This is a genomic window from [Clostridium] innocuum, assembly GCA_012317185.1.
Classification (GTDB): domain Bacteria; phylum Bacillota_I; class Bacilli_A; order Erysipelotrichales; family Erysipelotrichaceae; genus Clostridium_AQ; species Clostridium_AQ innocuum.
Genome location: CP048838.1, coordinates 2,486,148 through 2,505,709 on the forward strand (window position 1 = coordinate 2,486,148; position 19,562 = coordinate 2,505,709).

Here is a 19,562-nt window from a genome sequence, read left to right on the forward strand (position 1 = left end):
CTTTTGGAAGCTTGCGTAAAGAAAACCATGACCTCAGTCACGGTGATGATTCCTTATAATTATCCGCAGCATGGGCGTTGTTTGCAGCGGCCCTTTACTTTCAGCTCACTGATTGCCAGCTTCGATTTTCTTTTGTAATGCTTCCAGCTGCTCCTGCGATTTCCGCTGTGATTCCTCCAGCATTTCCTGCTGTATATTTCGCAGCTCCTCCCGTTTTCTGTCCTCCGCTTCCCGCTGTTCCTGTGCCCGACCTAATAGGGTCGGTATGAGTACAGCAGATAAAGCAGCAAGCAGTACAAGCAGCAGAAGCATCCTTTTTTTTCTGCGATATGCCGGCGGTTCCTCCAGAATTGCTTTACGCAGACTCTGCTTTGCCGGTGTTTCCGCTGTTTCCAGCTCAAAATAAGAAAACAGAAGATTTCTTATCTCTTTTTTATAATGGTGATGTTTTGCATAATAAGATAGCCTTTCCAGCAGATACAGATCCGTTTTATCCAAGCTTTGCTTATGCAGCCATTCTTCCCATACCTCAGCTTCCTTGTCTTCATGGGAGAGCTCAAAGAATTGCAGTGCCTGCTTCTGTACATGGTTCCTCCAGCTAATGAAATTCTGCTGTGTAAAGGAGGCATCCTTACTCAACAGCTGCTTCAGCTTTGCATAGGTTTGTGCGGGGTCCTGTGCGAGATGATCTCGGATATGCAGAAAGGAATAGATCTTCCCCGCCACTGCACTGCTGTGCGCATAGCATTTTTTCATTTCCAGTGCCAGAATTTTTTCCGCTGTCAGCTCATCCACGGTATCCTTTGTCCAGTGTTTGTGGTTCAGAAATTCCAGCCAAGCTTCGCTATCTTCCTCTCTACTATGACAAAGCGCGCGCCATGTTTCCAGCAAATATGCCGTATCTCTTTTGCAGGAATAACGATACGACTGAAAATCCGGTATCCCCTGCCGGATACTGCTTAACAGCTCCTGCTGTGCCGGCTGCAGCTGTCCGGCATCCAGATGAAACGCCTGGATAAGCGTTTGCCGCATCGCATAGGAAAGTAGATTCACTTGATTCTGCAGTCCATCACTCAGCGCAGTTAGAAATGCTGTATCCTGCAACAACGCAAGCCGCTGGGCCGTTTGCAGCTGTTTCTTTACTGCGAGCGTGTTGCCGCTTTGCAGTGCCTGCAGCAGCTCTTCGATCCGCTCATCTGTCGTTTTTGGTGCTGCCTGTACCAGCCCCTCACAGGAAGACACGGATCCCGCAGACACAGCCTCAAACGATTCGTCATTTGATTCTTCTGCTTTCTCCTGCAGCACGTTCATTTTAATGGCATGTCCTGCGTGCTGTGCCTGCGCATACTGCACAGCTTCACGATAGGCTGTCTGCAGCTGCTGAAATACCTGGGGTTCCTCCTCCGGATGATGCAGCTTTACCTGCTTCGCATAGGCTTTTTTTATTGCGGTAATATCCTCTAGATTCGCAAGGTCCAACAACCCTTTAATCTGTTCCAGTTCCATACGCTCTCCTAACTGAAGAAGCTCACAGCATCCACTTCCCACTCATCAAGGGCAGACTTCACCCTTCGAAAGACCTCACGAATATGCTGTGGCTGTTCCTGCTGCAGCGCTGCTTCGAATTCCTCCAGCAGGGCGGCAATCCGCATACGTTTCTCTCCGATGCTTTCAGAATACATGCGCTCTCCGCGTTCCAGCAAGTGCCGGTATACCTCTTTTTCCTGTGATGGCAGCTTATATGCCTGCAGCTCCCGCAGGCGCTGATGAACCTCCTCCTCGCTCATCCGGTTCATGCGGTTCTGTATCACGACACGACTTGCGCTCTCTTCATGGAAGGTATTTGTTTCCACCTCCAGAAGTCCGTTGATATCATAGGTAAACCGGACGGAAATCGGCTGATATTCTTCGCTTGTCTTAGGTACTTTTATACGCACTGTCCGCACGACCAGATTGGCTGCCGCTTTGCGGTGCTCCCCCTGCAGGATCGATGTTTGCAGCTCTCCGCTTGTGCTGCGATAGGAAAACATGCGGTTTACACTGCAGGGTAAGGCCGTGTTGCGTTCAATGATCGGTTCCATCACATAATCCCTCGCTCCATCATCGTAAACAGCCAAACCGAGTGTGAATGGACAGATATCACTCAAGAATACATCCCGTATATCCGAGCAGCGCTCCTTGATGCCTCCCGCTGTCCCACAGCCGATTGCAATAGCCTGATCCGGCTCATGCACCAGTTCTACATCCCGCTTCAGCAAAAACTCCAGATACTGTATAACAACCGGCATACGACAGCTGCCGCCAACCAGAATGACCTTCTGCAGCTCCTGCAGGGATATCTCAGAATCCTTCAGCACCCGCTCCAGCGGTTTTTGCATGCGCTGTAAAAGAGGCATACAGATAGCTGTCATTTTCCCGCGGTTTAATTCCATACAGCAGTTTTTCTGATGCAGGAAAAGCTGCAGGCTGTATTCCTTACGGACACTCAGCAGCATCTTGGCCCTTTCCACCCCGGTTTTCAAAAGTGCCAGCTCCTGCGGGAGCAGCTCCTTTCTCTGCAACCCGTTTTCTTCAAGAAAGCAATCCATGATTGCTTCATCAAAATCACTGCCGCCCAGATGGTTATCCCCGCTGATGGCCCGTATTTCCACGACATTATCAAAAGCCTCGACAATGGAAATGTCCAGTGTTCCTCCACCGAAATCCACAACGAGCGCAAGCATATCCTCTTCCGTTTGCTGGATGTGCTGGGATAAGGCTGCCGCACTGGGTTCATTGATGATACGCTCCACGCGGATACCGGCAAGCTGTCCGGCAATTTTGGTTGCCCAGCGCTGATCATCATTGAAATAGGCCGGAACACTGATGATTGCCTCCTCAATCCTCTCATTCAAGAATACACTGGCATCCTCCACCAGCTTGCGAATCACCATGGCGCTTAAATCCTGCGGATAATACGTTTTTCCATGGACCGTATACACCGTATCCGTTCCCATGCAGCGTTTGAACTCCGCAAAGGTCAGTGAAGGATGCGTATGCAGCCGCTGCTTAGCCCCCTCCCCAACCAGCACCTCTCCGTTTTCCAGAAAGCTGACAACAGAGGGTGTCAGATAGCTTCCAAATGCATTCGGTATCAATATCGCTTCCTTCCCTTTCCATACACAGGCCAGTGAATTGGTTGTGCCCAGATCAATCCCAAGTATGGACATGAGCGCGTCCTCCTTTCTCAGTCATTCCATTCAACTCCTGTATCAACATCAAAGGGGCCGTAGCCCACAGAACCATAGGTATCCGGCTTTACCCTGATGCCGTTTTTATGCTTTTCACTGTAGAGCATATAATTTTTCTTATCCTTTGTCGCAAGCAATCCCCTGTATTCCATAGGCTCCCCGTCCTCCTTCAGCTCTACAATACGCACATGCAGAAAATCTCCGTGGAGAAATTTCCTCTGCGTAACATCATAGATGCGGTCATAGCTCCTGTTATTATATTCTCTTACGGCAAGCAGTGAAGAATAGGTCGGCTCGCTTTCCTGAAAAGGTTGCGTGAAATACAGGGCTCCATCACTGCTGCGCAGCTGACAATTCCCGTCATTGCCCTTGCATACCACCTGATAATCGTAATTCAAATTTTCATCCCATATCATTTCCTGATTGGATACAAGAATGGAATTGATGATGAAAAGGACAATACCTCCCAGCACAACAGCACAGACGGCAAACAGCACCCGCTTTTGCATACGACTCATCTGCTTTCTCATTTCTGGCTGCGGTCTGCATATCTGTCCGTCTTCCTCCTGTCTTTGGGAAACCCCCGGATCTGTATCGGATTGCGTCCGTGTCAAGGTTGGCTGATTCGTTTCCTTGATGCTCCATACACCGCAATGCTGAACAAGTGTATACCTAGATTCTTTTTTCAAAAGAGCAATGCAGGCCGTAATATTTCTTGTGACCAGCAGACAGCAGCCCTCTATACCCGGCTCATACCGCATAAGGGTGAGTCCGAGCGTCTGCAGCTGTTTCGCAAGCTCTAAAAGCGTATCTTTCGCCACACCGGGCTCATGCAGCTGTTCCCAGTGCTGCAAGGATGGATGAAACAGCTCTTTATAGTAACCTCCCATGCAATAGCGAAGGGCAGCAAGCAGCTGTGCTGCCGCATCACTTCGCTCAGCATAAACACAGCAGGTTTCCCAGTTTGTCAGAAGGTGCTGCAGCTTTTCACAAGCATAATCCTGCTCGTCAAAGCGATCGGTTACGCGAATTCCCTGCATACGCAGACTGCGTACAAAGGCAGGCTCCGCGAGCCCGTTTACAGCGACCTGCTTCAGATTTCCAAACTGCTTCAGCTCACGCTCCTTCACGTCCGCGATATCAAACAGGGAATACTCGCCGTCCCACTCCAGCATGATCTGTCCATAAATCTCATTTCCTCCATCCAGTGTCAGAGATTCCACATGCTCTGCCAATGCCACGGGTATCCTTAGCTCCTTGAAATAACGAAGCGCATACAGCAAGGGACCGTGATAACGGAAATCCCCTTCCGGATCCACATGCAGTTCATACAGTTTGTCATAAAGCTCAAAGGAAGGAAGAAGCTTCTGCACATACATCAGCTCCTCTATTACAGCAAGGCGGAATGCAAAGGTGTCAAAATGCAGGAAGCCCTCTATACGCGGCTCTGCCTCTTCCATGAGTTGTTGCACACTTTCTGCCTTATCCGCTGCCATCTCCCCCTCCAGAAATACATCCAGCGGGCGCTTTTGTACACGTGCATCCTGACTGTCATCGTCCAGCCTGCAAATATATACCTGTGTGAGTGCAGCCGATGGCTGGAGTACATCAATATGCGATTGCACCTGCATCATAAAATGAAAGAAATCACTGCTCAATGCATGAAAACGGGGAATATTGTCGTGCGCGTAAAAGAAAACCCCGCCATAGCCATTTTCACGAATACGCAGCACGATATGGTTGCCAAAGGCATCCCCTGCAATACAAAGATAGCCCTGTTCCAGCAGTTCTGTAAACCATAGGCACCTTGACATAGCAGGAAAGCCTGTATCCCCCTCATGAAAGCCGTAAAACTGATCCAGACAATATACGGTTTCCCCTGCATTCTCCATATAGAAATATGTATCCGTTGCAGCACCTCCGTTGTAGCGAATCAAAAAATCACGATAGCAGGCAGGCAGAAGGATTTGCAGTCTGGCTTCAAATGCAGCAACCTGCTGTTCAATTTTCTGTTGTAAAAGAGGCTTAAGATACAGCCTGGTTGCATATAGAGGTGCCTGCTCTGTGAACAAAACCGGTTCTTCCGACTGCGGACTGTCCAAAGCAGCTTCCACACGCTCCTGCCTTTTGCATCGCAGAAACGCTTCCCTGTCCATAGAGGGAATCAGAAAGCCATTCTCTGCATCGTGCACAACCGCCTCCTGCATCACTGCGGATATAACAACACCGGACAATGCCTCCTGCAGGGCATCCAGCATACAGCACCAGTGGGCTGCCGCTGTATATGCTGTTTCACTATCTGCTATTCGAATATGCTCGCTATACAGCAGTGGCACTTCAAAGCAGCGAAACAACGGCAAAGAGCAGGAATCCCCGTTCCATGAAGAGAGCTGTTCCTCTGGGATGCGGTATGCGTCCAGAATCACACGAATCCTCTGTTTTTCTTCTGTACTGAGCGGCTGCTCTCTTCGCAATTCATATGAAAATATCGTATCCATCCAATCCCTCTTTCTTTGTCTTAAATTTTACCATAGCCTGCACCATCTTCACAACCTCTTATAGTCAACTTTCCAAAAGCAAATAAGAAAAAGCAGCATACCCTCGTACACTGCCTGTTTTCTATTCGTTTACACGCTCACAAAGCTCCTGCAGCAGCTCCTGTATCGTTTCCTCATACAAACCTTTTACTCCGCAGGCAAAGCGATGTCCGCCGCCCTGATACCGGTTTGCGATATCATTGATCGTGCGGTTCTTGGAACGAAGACTGCCATTGTAAATACGTCTGCCGTTTTCATCCCGTTCTTTTTCCGTGAACAGCGCCCATGCTTCAAATTCATCCACGCCGCCAAGCACAAACACCTTTTCCTTTGCTTCGTTAAAGGTAAGCTGAAAACGCTCATAGTCCTCGCGGTTAATGATCATATAGGCAACATGTCCCTCCAGCAGGGAAACATTGCTGCGGATATAGTTTTCAAAGCGATAGAGCCGATAGGAGGTGGAGAAATTATCCTCGTTGGCTTTTTTTACATCCACGCCCATTTCCAGCAGATAGGCTGCCGTACGCAGCGTTCTCGGCTTTATGGTCGCAATGGAAAAGCGAAGGGTATCCGCAATAATGCCGCCGTACAGATATTGTGCACAGGTTGCTGACAGCCGCAGCTGCTTCTGTTCAAACATATAGGCCAGCATTTCACACGTTGCCCCGAACAAATCCTCGACAACCTCCACATCCGCAAAGCTCTCAACGACGATGTGGTGATCGATTTTCAGGGTACGTACCGCCTTACTCCAGCGATCATCATCCACACGGGCACCGTTTGCCGTATCCAGAATGATGGCAAGAGAGGCAGCGACGGTTTCATCAGGGACAACGTCCATCTGCGGAAACAGGGACTGCTTGCTGCCGGCATCCCTGCCCAGCGCATACACCTGCTTTTGCGGATATGTTTCCTGTATCCACTGCTTCAGTCCAAACTGTGCACCAAGGGCATCCGCATCGGGAGACACATGGCGGTAAATCGTAATGATATCATACTGTTCGACAAGCTCAAATAAAATGTCGGTATTCATAATTACGCAATCAGACGGTATGTATCACGGGCAATCATGAGTTCCTCATTTGTCGGAATCAGCCATACCGCTACCTTACTTTCCGCAGTGGACAGCAGGACTTCCTTGCCTCTTGTCTTTCCATTCAATACTTCATCCAGCTGGATACCGAATGCCGCTGACAGACGGTCACAGATCATTTTACGCATGTTGGTGTCGTTTTCACCGATTCCTCCGGTAAAGACAATGGCATCCGCACCACCAAGCTGTGCGTAGTAGCCGCCGACAACATTGATGACACGGTTTACATATACCTCTGCTGTCAGAAGTGCTGCCGGATTCCCTTCCTTGCAGCCATCCTCGATGTCACGTGCATCGGAGCTGATGCCGCTGACACCAAGCATACCGGACTGCTTGTTCATGATATCATCCATTTCATCCGGAGTTGCACCAGTCTTTTTCATAATGTATGTTACGATTGCAGGATCGATGTCACCGCAGCGTGTCCCCATCATAACACCCGCAAGCGGTGTGAAGCCCATGGAGGTGTTGATGGATTTACCACCGTCAACTGCTGTAATGCTTGCTCCGTTTCCCAGATGACACGTAATGATTTTCGTATCCTCCACCTTTTTGTTCATCAGCTCTGCGCAGCGCAGGGACACATACTTATGGCTTGTTCCGTGAAAGCCGTAGCGGCGAATCTTGTATTCATCATAATACTTCATCGGCAATGCATAGATATAGGATTCCTTCGGCATTGTGGAATGGAATGCCGTATCAAACACAAAGACGTGCTTGCAGTTAGGCAGATTATTTTTAAATGCATTGTATCCGACAAGACCTGCCGGGTTATGCAGCGGTGCCAAATCGTTTAAGGAAGCAAATTTTTCTACAACGTCTTCCGTTACCGGTACACTTTCCTTAAAAATTTCCCCGCCGTGTACAGCACGGTGTCCCGCACCGGTGATTTCATCCAGACTGTTTACAATCTTATACTCCACCAGCGCTTCCAGCAGCATACTGACTGCCTTTGTGTGATCCGGAATCGGCAGTACCTTCTTAATTTTTTCTCCGTTCACCTTGATGGTAAAGATGGCATCCTCAAATCCGATTTTCTCAACAATTCCGCTTGTCAGAACCTCCTCGCTCGGCATTTCAAATAACTGAAACTTTAATGATGAACTCCCTGCGTTCACTGAAATAATTTTTGACATGTTATCCTCCTAAAGTCATTCTAAATTTTCTAGCTGTTCTACCAGTTTTCGTATCGAATCGTTTCCGACTGTTTTCATTTTATCATAAATCCTGCTTCTTGTTTCATAATTTTGCACAAGATGCAGCTTTTTTTCGTATTCCGCAAGAATATGCGTGCTGCGCTTGATATGATCGTTGACAGCCGCACGGCTGATGTGCAGATTCTCCGCAATCTCGGAAAACGACAAATCCTCCTTGTAATACAGATTCAGGATTTCCCGCTGCTTCTCTGTCAGCAATTGTTCATAGGCATCCAGAAGCGCATTCATCCGTTCCATCTGATCAATCATGCTGTAAAATATCCTCGCACAGACCGTACAGATAGGAATCAATATCAAACGGGCGCAGATCGTCCTCCTTCTCACCGAGTCCGATGTATTTTACCGGCAGTCCCAAAAGATCGCGTATCGCAATGACGATGCCCCCCTTTGCCGTACCATCCATCTTGGTCAGGATAATACCGCTTACCTTCGTTGTTTCCAGAAAAATCTGTGCCTGTGAAATTCCGTTTTGTCCGGTTGTGGCATCCAGCACCAGCCACACCTCATGCGGTGCTCCCGGAATTTCCCGTTCGATAACTCTGCGCATCTTGCTCAGCTCCTGCATCAGATTTGCTTTGTTCTGCAAACGTCCTGCGGTATCCCCGATCAGATAATCCATGCCATGCTCCTTCGCATAGCGGCAGGCATCCACCAGTGCAGCACTCGGATCGCCGCCTTCTCTTCCCTTAATGCAGGTCACACCCAGACGGTCCGCCCATTTTGCCAGCTGGTCAATCGCGCCGGCACGGAAGGTATCCGCTGCCGCAAGTACAACGCTGCTGCCCTCTGATTGAAACAGCTTTGTCAGCTTTGCCGTCGTTGTCGTTTTCCCGCTGCCGTTGACGCCGACCATCAAAATGACCGTCGGACCATCTTCATTTTTATGGAAATCCTCGTCCTCAACACTGGCATACAGTTCATGCATAACCTCAATCAGACACTCACTGATTTCATCAAAGCTCTTCAGCTTCTGATCCATCGCACGGCTTTCGACCTCATCCACGATTTTCTGTGCTGTTTTAATGCCGATATCCGCTTCCAGCAGTACGACCATCAAATCCTCCAGAAACCCCTCATTAACACCGGTAAAGCCAAGTGCCAGCTTCCGAATGCGTTCTGAAAACGACTTTTTTGATTTATCCAGACCGCTCAGATAGCGATCTCCATCCTTTTTGGATGAAAATGTCTGCTTTAATTTTGAAAAAATACCCATTATGCCTTCACCTCTTCCTTATCAATCATGTTGATTGCATCCTGCAGCTTCACCTTCAGCAGCTGGGAAACACCGTTTTGCTGCATAGTTACCCCATACAGGGCATCACACTGCGCCATGGTTCCCGGACGGTGTGTCACGACGATAAACTGACTCTCCCCGCGAAACTGTGCAATGTATTTCGCAAAGCGCTCCACATTTGCCTGATCCAGCGCAGCCTCGACCTCATCAAAAATACAAAGCGGCATCGTTCTTGCCTTCAGAATGGAGAACAGGACACAGATGGCAATCAGACTCTTTTCTCCACCGCTGAACAGACGGATATTCTGTACGGTTTTTCCAGGCGGCTGCACATCGATATCAATACCGGTATTCAGCACATCCTCCGGGTCCACCATGAACAAGCGTGCCTTACCGCCTCCAAACAGCGCACGGAAGACATCATTGAGCTGTGCGTTGATCTTATCAAACATCTCCTGAAACTGCTTGACCATGATATCATCCATTTCATCAATGGCCTCCAAAATCTTATCCTTGGCAGCCATCAGGTCATCCCGCTGTCTGCTTAAGAATTCAAAACGCTCACTGACCTCCTTGTATTCCTGCGGTGCATCCAGATTTACATTCCCCAAGGAGGAGATTTCCTGACGAAGAATCACAACCTGCTTGCGTGCCTCCACGATATCGATCTCCGCCTTCTGACTCTGCGCATATTCAAAGGTCATCTCATAGGTGGAGCTTAAACGTTCCAGCGTGGTTTCCAGCTTTGTTTCCGCCTTCGCCTGTGCCACCTCCACCTCGCGCTGTTCATTTTGCAATATATTAAGATCCCTTCGCAGCTGGCGAATCTGGGCATCCTTGCGTTCCACTTCGCTGCCGGCCTTCATACGGCGCTCCCGCTTGCTTTTCATTGAGGAGCTGACCTCGTCAATGCGGGAATGCACATTGCTCAGCTTAACGACGATATCATCCTCCAGCAGCTCGGCTTTATCCAGATCCTCCTTTGGTGCAATCTGCTCATAATCGCTTTTCAAGCGATCATATTTTGCCCATTTGGCTTTTACAATCGGATCCAGCTGTGCACTGGAAATCTGCATCTGTACCAGATTTGCACTGTTTTGCTCCTTTTTAGCCTGCAGCGCATAGAGCTGATTTTTCAATCCCTCCACCTTCATCTGCTGACCTTCGAGACTCTGCAGCACCTGATTCAATTCCTTCTGTATCGTTAACGGTGTGGAATTGTTTCTTCCCTTACCACCGGTCATGCTTCCTCCGCGGTTGACGATATCGCCTTCCAGCGTAACGATTTTATACTGAAAACGCAGCAGCTTGGCGATCGCATTCGCATGGATCAGATTATCCGTAATAACAACATTGCCGAACAATGCATCCCGCAGGGTATCAAACTGCGTGTCATTTTCTACAAATTCGCTGGCAACGCCCAGAAAACCGACACTGTTTTCCGCCAGCATACGGTGCTCCTTCTGCATATAGCGCGGCTTCATAACCGGCAGCGGAAGAAAGGTTGCACGTCCGGACTGATTCTTTTTCAAAAAGGTGATGGCATGCCGTGCTGCTTCCTCATCCACGGTCACGATATGATACAGCGCACCGCCAAGCGCGTTGGAAATTGCTGTTTCATAATTCATCAGCGGTTTAAACAGCTGAGATACCACACCCAGAATTCCATTCAGACCGGCATCCAATACGGATTTTACTGCCTGCTGATGATTAAACGGCTGCTTTGCCAGATTTTCCAGTACCGCCCTGCGGTTTTCCAGACGGTTCAGAATCGAGGTTGCCTGCGCATTCTCCTGCGTGCAGTAGGATACATCATGCTCCAGCTTGGCCGCTGCCTCCTTTTGCAAAGCAATATCCGTTTCCAGATTTTTTAATCGCTTCGAACGGTCTTCATATTCATAATGCGCCTCTTCCATCATTGCCTTCAGCTCTTTGGCTTTTTCGGCATTGCTCGCAAACTCCAGCGCATACTTTCGTTTTTCATCCATTTCAATTTTCCGGGTTTCCAGCATTCTGGATTCCTCGCTCAGCTTGGCATACTGCTCCTGCAGCTTGTTCACCTCGCGGTCCAGCTGATACATTTCGTTACGCAGCTCGCTGTTTTTTACATCCTCGACCTGGATGGTGGTTTCATGCATGGCCTTTTGGCTGTCCAGATCAAACGCCTTTTTTTTCAGCATGTCGATCTGCTCGCTCAGCTTCTCGATTTCATCCACCAGCACGCTGACCTCAATAACCTCCAGCTGCTTTTTCTTTTCCAGATAGACCTCTGCCTTTTTCGCCTGACGCTTCAGCGGATTCACCTGTCGCTCCAGCTCCATGATGATATCCTCCAGACGACTCAGATTATCCTGTGTCCGGTTCAGCTTTGACAGCGATTCATTCTTGCGCTTTTTATATTTCGCAACTCCTGCCGCCTCTTCAAACAAAGCACGACGATCCTCCGGCTTCGCATCGGCAAACGCAGAAATATTTCCCTGTGATATAATGGAAAGAGAATCTCTGCCTAGACCGGTATCCATTACCAGATTGACGATATCCTTTAAACGGCAGGGAGCCTTGTTTATGAAATACTCCCCTTCCCCGCTCGTCCTGTGCAGACGGCGGGTCACCTCTACCTCCTCAAATTCGACATTCATGATATGACGGGAATTATCAAACACCAGCGTAACCTCCGCCATATTGACTGCCTTGCGTGCTGTAGAGCCGCTGAAAATGACATCACTCATATTATTTCCACGCAGTGACTTCACACTCTGTTCACCGAGCACCCAGCGGATTGCGTCATTGATATTGCTTTTCCCGCATCCATTCGGACCGACAATTCCAATCACATCGGAATCAAAGGTGATGATGGATTTATCCGCAAAGGACTTGAAGCCCTGCAGTTCAATACGTTTTAAAAACATAGATGCCTCCATTCATTTGCCGTAAGCAACAGCAAATACCAATGGTTATTATAGCATAAGTTTATACTGTTCGCATTAAAACTTGTGAAGAATTCAGTCTTTTTAAACTTTTATTCATACCACATGCATATTGCAGTTCGAAATATCAATATTCCACTACGCGGTATTGATTACCACATTATTAAGTTATCATCACAAAATGAGCCTTATTCAGGAAAAAGCATTGCATTCCGTTTGGGATTGTATTATACTGACCACAGGCATAAGATTTACGGAGGTGATACTCATGGAGGAAAAATCCATGCGGGATATGTTCCGACTGGGCTTTGGAGAAGAGGTCGCCAACTGTGTGACTCACGGGATCATGGCGTTTTTATGTATATGCTCTCTTCCGGCAGCAGCCGTATATTCCTATAACAAATCAGGGAGCGAACTGGCGGCCGGTGTGTCGGTGTTCATTCTATGTCTGTTTCTGATGTTTCTGGTATCCACATTGTATCATTGCATGCCGTTTGGTACCACACATAAATATGTTTTTCGCAAGCTGGATCACATCTGTATATACTTTGCAATAGCAGGAAGCTATACACCGATTGCACTGACGCTGATCGGCGGTTGGCAGGGCTATCTGATTCTGGCAATCGAATGGAGCGCAGTGCTTGGCGGTGTGCTGTTAAAGGCAATCAGCTCAAAAAGCTATCCCAAGCTTTCCATGACCATCTATATGATTATGGGCTGGACGGCTGTCTTCTTTCTGCCGACGCTGCTGTCAAAGGCAAGTTCAATGTTTCTCGTACTGATTGTCGGTGGAGGTGTTATGTATACGATTGGCGCCTTCTTTTATGGAAAGCCACAAAAAAAATACTTTCATTCCATCTGGCATGTCTGTATCAATCTGGCAAGTATTCTGCATTTCATCGCCATCGTATTCGTGATGTGAACTCCCAAGTGCGCACAGGTCTTAAACAAAAAAATCACACCAAGGGCACTCCTTTACCGGCTTACAAAGCTTAAAAGATGCAAGGGCATTCCATCCGTGAATGTATTTGCATCTTTTTTCATATCCGACAGTTGGAAGAAGCCACGTCTTGTACAGGATCAATTAAGAAAGCTGTTCTTACACACCATTGAGAATGCCCAACATGGTGAGTTTTTCCTTGCTGCAGCACTTTTTCGAATATGCCTGCTTTACTACTCTTTCCCCGACTGATAGTAGATCATCAAATGAAAAATGCAGCAAGCAATGCGGTCAAACATCCTCGCTGCGATATTTCAGTTTTAGTTTTTCCGATCTGCTGAGCTGCTTGATCTGATATTCTCTACGCATGGCAGCCTGCTTGTCGGCATGGCTTTCAAAGTAGTACAGCTCCAGGGGTCGGCGGGCACGGGTATAGCGTGCCCCCTTTCCAATCGCATGCTGATGGAAGCGATGGCGAAGATTCGTTGTCCATCCAGTGTATAGTGAATCATCCTGACAGCGCAGGATGTAGACATAGAAGCCCTTTGTGTATGGTATCTCAGCCGATGGATTTCGCAAAAGCTCTGGCATTGGCAAGATCCTGTTCATCCGGATGGGACTTTCCGTTTTCATAATTGGCAAGCTGCTGTTTTATATGCTCATCCTGAGGATGCTCAGCAAGCATGCTTTGATAGCGTGCAATCACCGCTTCACCGACAGCACCCTGACACAGAAAATGCCCGAGTATGTGACTGTGTACGGCGTGTGACTCCACCTGCTGCTTCACCCTGTTATAATACTCTGTTTGCTCTGCAGCACCCAGCGTTCCGAACAAAACGATTCGTTTATCCTTCAGCTGAGCAAGCAGACGTAAAGCGGCAGCATCACAATCTCCCTTATCCACCCAGTATCCGATGTAAAACAGATCAAAATTCGCTAGCATCGAAGACTGAAATTCCCTGATGGAAATCAGCTCGCTGTCCTCGGCGACCTCTGCGATTGCTTCTGCAATTTTTTTTGTATTCCCGCTGAGCGAGGAGTATACAATCAGACCCTTCATAAAAACAATCCTTCTTTCTTATTTCAATGGAACAACCCTTGCCAGTCCGCCCAGTGAAGTTTCCCTGAGCTCGATTGGGATTTTCCTGCCGGTATAATTCATGGTGTTGACAACCATGTCAAAGCTGACCTTATGCTCTCTTAAATCGCTGATGCCCTCCGCTAACACTGCGGCATCCATGGCCCGCAGCACACCGACAGCATTTCGTTCAATGCAGGGAATCATAACATAACCGCCTACCGGATCACAGGTAAGACCCAGATGGTGTTCGATCCCTATTTCTGCTGCATATTCAATCTGGCGCATCGTCTGTCCGCGAAGATAGGAAACCATAGCAGCACCCATCGCAACCGCCGCACCGATTTCTGCCTGACAGCCGCCCTGTGCACCGGAAATCGTGGCATTTTCCTTAATCAGATTTCCAAACAGACCTGCCACCTTCAAACCGTTGCGAAGCTGTTCTCTGGACACTCCCAGAATGCGGTGATAATAGCATACCAGAGCCGGCAGAATACCACTGCTTCCCAGCGTTGGAGCGGTGACTGTCATACTTCCCGATGCATTTTCCTCACTTGCACTGTAGGCATAGGCACACAGCAGCAGTTTTTCCCGCTCGGCGGCACTTTTTGCCGTATCCGCCTTCTGCTTCAATTCCTTTGCAATTCGCTTCAGCTTCAGATCTCCCGGAAGCACTCCTTCCCTGGCTAGACCGCCGTCAACCGTCGCCATCATCTGCTGCAGGATGGTATCCATATAATCATCCAGCGGATCGAAGTGATTCACATACTCCCAAAGCGTCATGGAGTGCGTCTTGCAATAAGCTTCGATATCCTTCATCAGATGGTGTGGATAGACATCCGCGCCTTCCTTGCTTTTTTCACCCTCAATCTGAATAGCACCGCCACCTATGGAATAGACCGTCCATACTCCAAGCAGCCGGTCTTCTTCATCATAGGCTGACAGCTGCATCGTATTGGGATGCTTCAGCTCCCTGCGATTCTTAAAAAGCACCACGCATTCCTTCGGCTTCATCGTTTCGATGATGATGTAATCGGTTAAATGCCCTTTTCCTGTCAGCGCCAGTGATCCAAACAGCTCCACCTCATAATGGTGTGCGTTTGGATAACGCTCCTTAAACAAGCTGGCGGCGCGCTGTGGCCCCAGCGTATGTGATGAGGACGGCCCCGGACCGATCCTGTATAATTCCTTTAGTGATTTCATTGTCGCACTCCTTGTATTCCCAGCAAAAACATTTCAAAGCCCAGCTTTTTATCCAGACGCCCGGCCTTCAGATTCTGATCCAGCGTTGCCAGCTGTTCCAGAATATGCATCAGATAACCGATACCCAGCCGCTGCACGGTCTTCATCGCCAGCTGTACACGGTAGGGATGCGCCTTCAGCTCATCCTTGATGGCATCCTTCCCTTTCCCATGCAGCATCAGCGCCTTCACCTCATACAGAAATCGAAACTGTGCGGCCAGCAGGGCGATCAGGTATATGGCATCCTTGTTCAACACACACAGATCCTGCCACATATGAAAGGATTTTCGAAGGTCGCGGTCCACCACTGCATTGACCAGCTGAAAGACATCCTCCTCCAGCGGTCGGGTCACCAGCCTTTCCACCACATCACTGCTGATCACGCCGCCATACAGCTCCAGCTTTTCCATTTCCATCTGTATGGTGCGAATATCCAGCGGTAAGCGACGCAGCAGCGCCTGCATGGCAGAGGGCTCTATCTGAAGAGAACGCTTTTTCACCTGTTCCTGCACATAGCTTTGCTTTCCCTGCTCATCCAGCTTTCGATATTGCAGCACCTTGCATGTTTTCTGCACCTTTTTTACGATTTTCTTTCTGGCATCCAGCTTTTCAAAATCACCGATCAGCACCAGTACGGTCGACTCCAGCGGCTCGTCCAGATAACGCTCCAGCGCTGCAGTATCCACTGCATGCTCATTTGCCGCACTTAGAAAATTCGCATGATAAACAAGAATGATCTTGCAGTCTGAGAAAAACGGAATCGTCATCGCATCCTCCAGAATAACATCCAAATCCGTCGTATCCGCATCATAAACAAGTTTGTTCAACTCATTGGCATCCGGAACATGATTCCTGACGATCCTTGTCAGTGATTCCTGCAGCAGATATTGTTCTTCTCCGTATAACACATAATTCATTCTCATCACCTAGAGAATATTATAAACGAAACCCGCATAGATTACCATGACTTTTCGACATAACTTCCTGTATATTTTCCTTCATAACAGCCCTTGTCCACCTTATGTAAGTTTTTTCCTATTCTGTCTCATGCTTTGCTCATTCCCACAATCCGTGCAGAATACCGATTGCCCCCTCTGCGCTTACATAATAACTGAAATAGCGGCTGAATCGAATAGAAACAGCACCGTCCCTAGCACTCACCAGCGCAGGGATATTCTCCTGCCTCAAACGCTGCATGATTGTTGTACTGGGATGATGATAGCGGTTGTTTCTTCCGGCAGACACCAGCGCCAGCTGAGGCTGCAGTTCATGCAGAAAGGAAAGGGAGCTGGAGGTATCACTGCCATGATGACCGACCTTCAACACATCAACCGCAAGGTCATAGCGTTGTAAAAGGGCCGCCTCCGCCTCTGTGCCGGCATCCCCCATAAACAGCGCCTTCAGCTGATCTGTCTGCATATAGGTGACAATGCTGTTATCATTGGTATCCTTTCCCTTATAGTCTCTGAGTAAAAACACCAGCGGCAGTCCTTTAATCGGCTCTGCCTTATCCTTATGATCGATGATTCGTGTTACATTCAGCTCCTTGAGCAGTTCCTCCTTTCCACCACTGTGATCGAAGTCATCATGCGTGAGTATCAGGGCATCCAGTCTCTGATAGCCTTTTGCCTTTACAATCGGGACAACCACCTCTTTGGGAATATTGCGGTAGCGACTTCCCATGATATCGATCATAACAGCCCCCTGATGAAACGGCAGCGTTATCAGGGTACAGTCCCCCTGTCCCACATCGATCATCAGCACCTCCCCAAAGGGATCAAACCACGAAGAAAAGGGCGCATACAAGAATAGAAGACACAAAACAGCCAGCGGCTTTTTCTGTGCATAGCTGATATAGCACACAGCTCCCTTCCCCCATAGAAAGAGCCAGAACAGCTGTGGAGTATAGTACAGCGTTATCCCGCACTGCTGAAGTGCATCCAGCAGGTCGGCAAGCCGTGTTGTAAACGCAAACAATGCATCAAAGGAACATGGCACACTCAGCAGACAACTTACATACAAAAACGCATAGACATAGCGAAAAACGGGAAACAGCAGCAACTGCAGGGGATTACAGGACTGAAAAAAGAGAAATTGCATCGGAATAAGCAGCAGCAAGCCGGTGAGACGCCTGCTTCGCCTTCTGACATTGAAAAGTGCGAGCATGCGAAAGCCCAGTGGCAGAAGAAACGCCAGCTCCCATGCCATATAGGGAAACAGCAAAAGAACAGCTGCCATACTGATACCCAGCCGATCCTGCGGATTCCTGCTGTGACAGCATAGCGAAACAAGGCGAAACAGCAGTATGCGAATCAGAGAGGAAGAAAACACGGTGACATGTCCGCATAGTCCCAAAAGCAGCAATGCAATCACAGAGGCATTGGCTTGCGAACAGATCATAAGCAGAAGCTTTTGTAGGCATGCCGCAAGTGTTGCGATATGTAATCCGCTGGAGGTCAGAAAATAGGATACATCCTCCTCATGAATACCATAGAGCAGCATATTGAGCCAGCTGCGCTGCTTCCTGTCCGCTATCCCCTGTACATGTGCATAGAGGGTATGGCGCACTCCGCTTCCCTCCTGCAGAAGCTGATAGCATTGTGCCTGTATCTGATAGCGTATTCCACGCCTCTTCAGCCAGTCAGGAAAATAAAAGCGATGAAAATTATGCAGAGATGTAACTGGAGCATAGGTACCCTTTACCTGTACGATATCATTGAAATTTGCATGCTTTAGCCCATAGACCATGACATCCTGCCCCTGTGTATGAGCAATTGCATAGCCTGCCTTGATTTCCCTGATCTGCAATACGGTATCCGTTGGCATTTCCGGTTCCCGCAGAAGCAGCAGCATCCGCCCCTGCAGCAGGAGCAAAAGCAAAACAAACAGCGGATGTATGCGGTAATGGCTGCGATAATACCATAGCAACCCCAGCATCAGCGCCAGAGAAAACCAGATGGAAATCCAGTGTGCCCACAGCAGAAGCAGACAGCACCATCCGCACAGCAGCCAACTGTTTTTCATAGCGTGATCTGTTCCTTTATTTTCGCAAACAGCTTTTCCTTAATGCCCTTCACCTTCATGATATCCTCGATGGTTTGAAAGGGCTGCTGCGAACGATATGCAATAATACGCTGTGCCATGCTTGGTCCGATTCCCGTAAGCGTCTGCAGCTCCTTTTCCGTAGCGCTGTTGATGGAAATCTTCTTTTGCTCCTGCTGCTTCCCAATAACCAGAACACTGTGATCACTCAAATCCTGTGTCTGATTGATTCCGGACACATCCGCCCCCTTCTTCAATCCGCCTGCTTTTTTCAAAACCTCCCCGGTATCCGCATGAATATCCACCGTATACACACCGGGATGCTTCACCTCACCCTTCACCTCAATCTGTTTTGTTTTACGCTGTGTCGTGGTGAGATTCACCGGTTCATAACGCCCGTAAAAGAGCAGAAGCAAACAACATACAATCAGTACTTTTTTCATATAGACAAACACCTCCACTTATCTATACGAAATTCAGCACGAAAACTCCTAAAAAAAGAACAGAATTTTTTCTGTTCTCTTCCTCTATTTCAAATCGATGACTTTTACCTGGTAAGGCTCCTCCGCTGTTTCAATCTCAACGACATCACCGATTTTGTGATCCATCAATGATGTTGCCAGCGGTGTGATATTGGAAAGCTTTCCATTCAGCGGGTCTGCCTCAATGGAACCAACGATATTGTAGGTTTCCTCTTCATTGGTAGACATGTCCAGAATGGTAATCGTAGAACCCAGTGATACGGTTTTCTTGGTCGCTGCCTTCTTATCCTCGGAAATGATTTCTGCATTCGCAATCATAGCCTCCAGATCGCGGATTCTTGCTTCTACACGCGCCTGACGGTCACGGGCAGCATCATAATCCGCATTCTCGCTAAGGTCACCCTGTGCACGGGCTTCCTGCAGCTCACGGATGACTTCATCACGTACGACATGAATCAGATTATCCTGTTCCTTAAGCAGCTCGTCCAAGCCTTCCTTGGTTACTAAAAATTTCTCATCAGCCATGGTTTCAACTCCTAT

The 19,562-nt window shown here is 48.4% G+C and carries 16 protein-coding genes; 1 reads left to right on the forward strand and 15 read right to left on the reverse strand.

Annotated features, from left to right (window positions below; translation table 11 throughout):
* Nucleotides 1-105 precede the first annotated feature (105 nt).
* The 8 genes from G4D54_12045 to G4D54_12080 form a co-directional block, all read right to left on the reverse strand.
* Complete coding sequence (locus G4D54_12045; protein ID QJA03126.1) at nucleotides 106-1,506, reverse strand: hypothetical protein; 1,401 nt, start codon at nucleotides 1,504-1,506, stop codon at nucleotides 106-108.
* 8 nt (nucleotides 1,507-1,514) lie between these two features.
* Nucleotides 1,515-3,209: an Hsp70 family protein gene (locus tag G4D54_12050; GenBank protein QJA03127.1), complete on the reverse strand. Its 1,695-nt coding sequence runs from the start codon at nucleotides 3,207-3,209 to the stop codon at nucleotides 1,515-1,517.
* A gap of 17 nt (nucleotides 3,210-3,226) precedes the next feature.
* Nucleotides 3,227-5,728 (reverse strand): SMI1/KNR4 family protein, encoded by a 2,502-nt coding sequence (locus G4D54_12055; GenBank protein QJA03128.1) that lies wholly within the window; start codon nucleotides 5,726-5,728, stop codon nucleotides 3,227-3,229.
* A gap of 121 nt (nucleotides 5,729-5,849) precedes the next feature.
* Nucleotides 5,850-6,800, reverse strand: coding sequence for a bifunctional oligoribonuclease/PAP phosphatase NrnA (locus G4D54_12060; GenBank protein ID QJA03129.1), 951 nt, complete (start codon nucleotides 6,798-6,800; stop codon nucleotides 5,850-5,852).
* Between the two features lie 2 nt (nucleotides 6,801-6,802).
* On the reverse strand, nucleotides 6,803-7,996 hold the full coding sequence (locus G4D54_12065; GenBank protein QJA03130.1) for an acetate kinase: 1,194 nt from the start codon (nucleotides 7,994-7,996) through the stop codon (nucleotides 6,803-6,805).
* Between the two features lie 15 nt (nucleotides 7,997-8,011).
* On the reverse strand, nucleotides 8,012-8,326 hold the full coding sequence (locus G4D54_12070; GenBank protein ID QJA03131.1) for a YlxM family DNA-binding protein: 315 nt from the start codon (nucleotides 8,324-8,326) through the stop codon (nucleotides 8,012-8,014).
* The gene (ftsY, locus tag G4D54_12075; GenBank protein ID QJA03132.1) at nucleotides 8,319-9,290 is read right to left on the reverse strand and encodes a signal recognition particle-docking protein FtsY; all 972 of its coding nucleotides are present in this window, start codon (nucleotides 9,288-9,290) and stop codon (nucleotides 8,319-8,321) included. Before ftsY ends, G4D54_12070 begins: the two co-directional genes overlap by 8 nt.
* On the reverse strand, nucleotides 9,290-12,220 hold the full coding sequence (locus tag G4D54_12080; protein ID QJA03133.1) for a chromosome segregation protein SMC: 2,931 nt from the start codon (nucleotides 12,218-12,220) through the stop codon (nucleotides 9,290-9,292). The genes ftsY and G4D54_12080 overlap by 1 nt, the downstream gene beginning before the upstream one ends.
* Before the next feature lie 286 nt (nucleotides 12,221-12,506).
* On the opposite strand from G4D54_12080, the gene G4D54_12085 reads away from it, so the two are divergent.
* Entirely contained in the window at nucleotides 12,507-13,160 is a 654-nt protein-coding gene (locus G4D54_12085) for a hemolysin III family protein (protein QJA03134.1), read from the forward strand.
* Nucleotides 13,161-13,469: 309 nt separating this feature from the next.
* Here the strand turns inward: G4D54_12085 and G4D54_12090 are convergent, their stop codons facing one another.
* The 7 genes from G4D54_12090 to greA all read right to left on the reverse strand — a co-directional run bounded on the left by G4D54_12090 (nucleotide 13,470) and on the right by greA (nucleotide 19,547).
* Nucleotides 13,470-13,769, reverse strand: a complete 300-nt coding sequence (locus G4D54_12090) for a GIY-YIG nuclease family protein (GenBank protein QJA03135.1) — start codon at nucleotides 13,767-13,769, stop codon at nucleotides 13,470-13,472.
* Nucleotides 13,738-14,238 carry a flavodoxin gene (locus tag G4D54_12095; GenBank protein ID QJA03136.1) on the reverse strand — a complete coding sequence of 167 codons (501 nt, stop codon included), beginning with the start codon at nucleotides 14,236-14,238 and terminating at the stop codon, nucleotides 13,738-13,740. Before G4D54_12095 ends, G4D54_12090 begins: the two co-directional genes overlap by 32 nt.
* Before the next feature lie 18 nt (nucleotides 14,239-14,256).
* Complete coding sequence (locus G4D54_12100; GenBank protein ID QJA03137.1) at nucleotides 14,257-15,459, reverse strand: L-serine ammonia-lyase; 1,203 nt, start codon at nucleotides 15,457-15,459, stop codon at nucleotides 14,257-14,259.
* Complete coding sequence (gene holA, locus G4D54_12105; GenBank protein QJA03138.1) at nucleotides 15,456-16,415, reverse strand: DNA polymerase III subunit delta; 960 nt, start codon at nucleotides 16,413-16,415, stop codon at nucleotides 15,456-15,458. The genes G4D54_12100 and holA overlap by 4 nt, the downstream gene beginning before the upstream one ends.
* A 139-nt stretch (nucleotides 16,416-16,554) precedes the next feature.
* Nucleotides 16,555-18,522 (reverse strand): MBL fold metallo-hydrolase, encoded by a 1,968-nt coding sequence (locus G4D54_12110; GenBank protein ID QJA03139.1) that lies wholly within the window; start codon nucleotides 18,520-18,522, stop codon nucleotides 16,555-16,557.
* Nucleotides 18,519-18,983 (reverse strand): ComEA family DNA-binding protein, encoded by a 465-nt coding sequence (locus G4D54_12115; GenBank protein QJA03140.1) that lies wholly within the window; start codon nucleotides 18,981-18,983, stop codon nucleotides 18,519-18,521. Before G4D54_12115 ends, G4D54_12110 begins: the two co-directional genes overlap by 4 nt.
* Before the next feature lie 84 nt (nucleotides 18,984-19,067).
* Nucleotides 19,068-19,547: a transcription elongation factor GreA gene (greA, locus tag G4D54_12120; GenBank protein ID QJA03141.1), complete on the reverse strand. Its 480-nt coding sequence runs from the start codon at nucleotides 19,545-19,547 to the stop codon at nucleotides 19,068-19,070.
* Nucleotides 19,548-19,562: the final 15 nt, after the last annotated feature.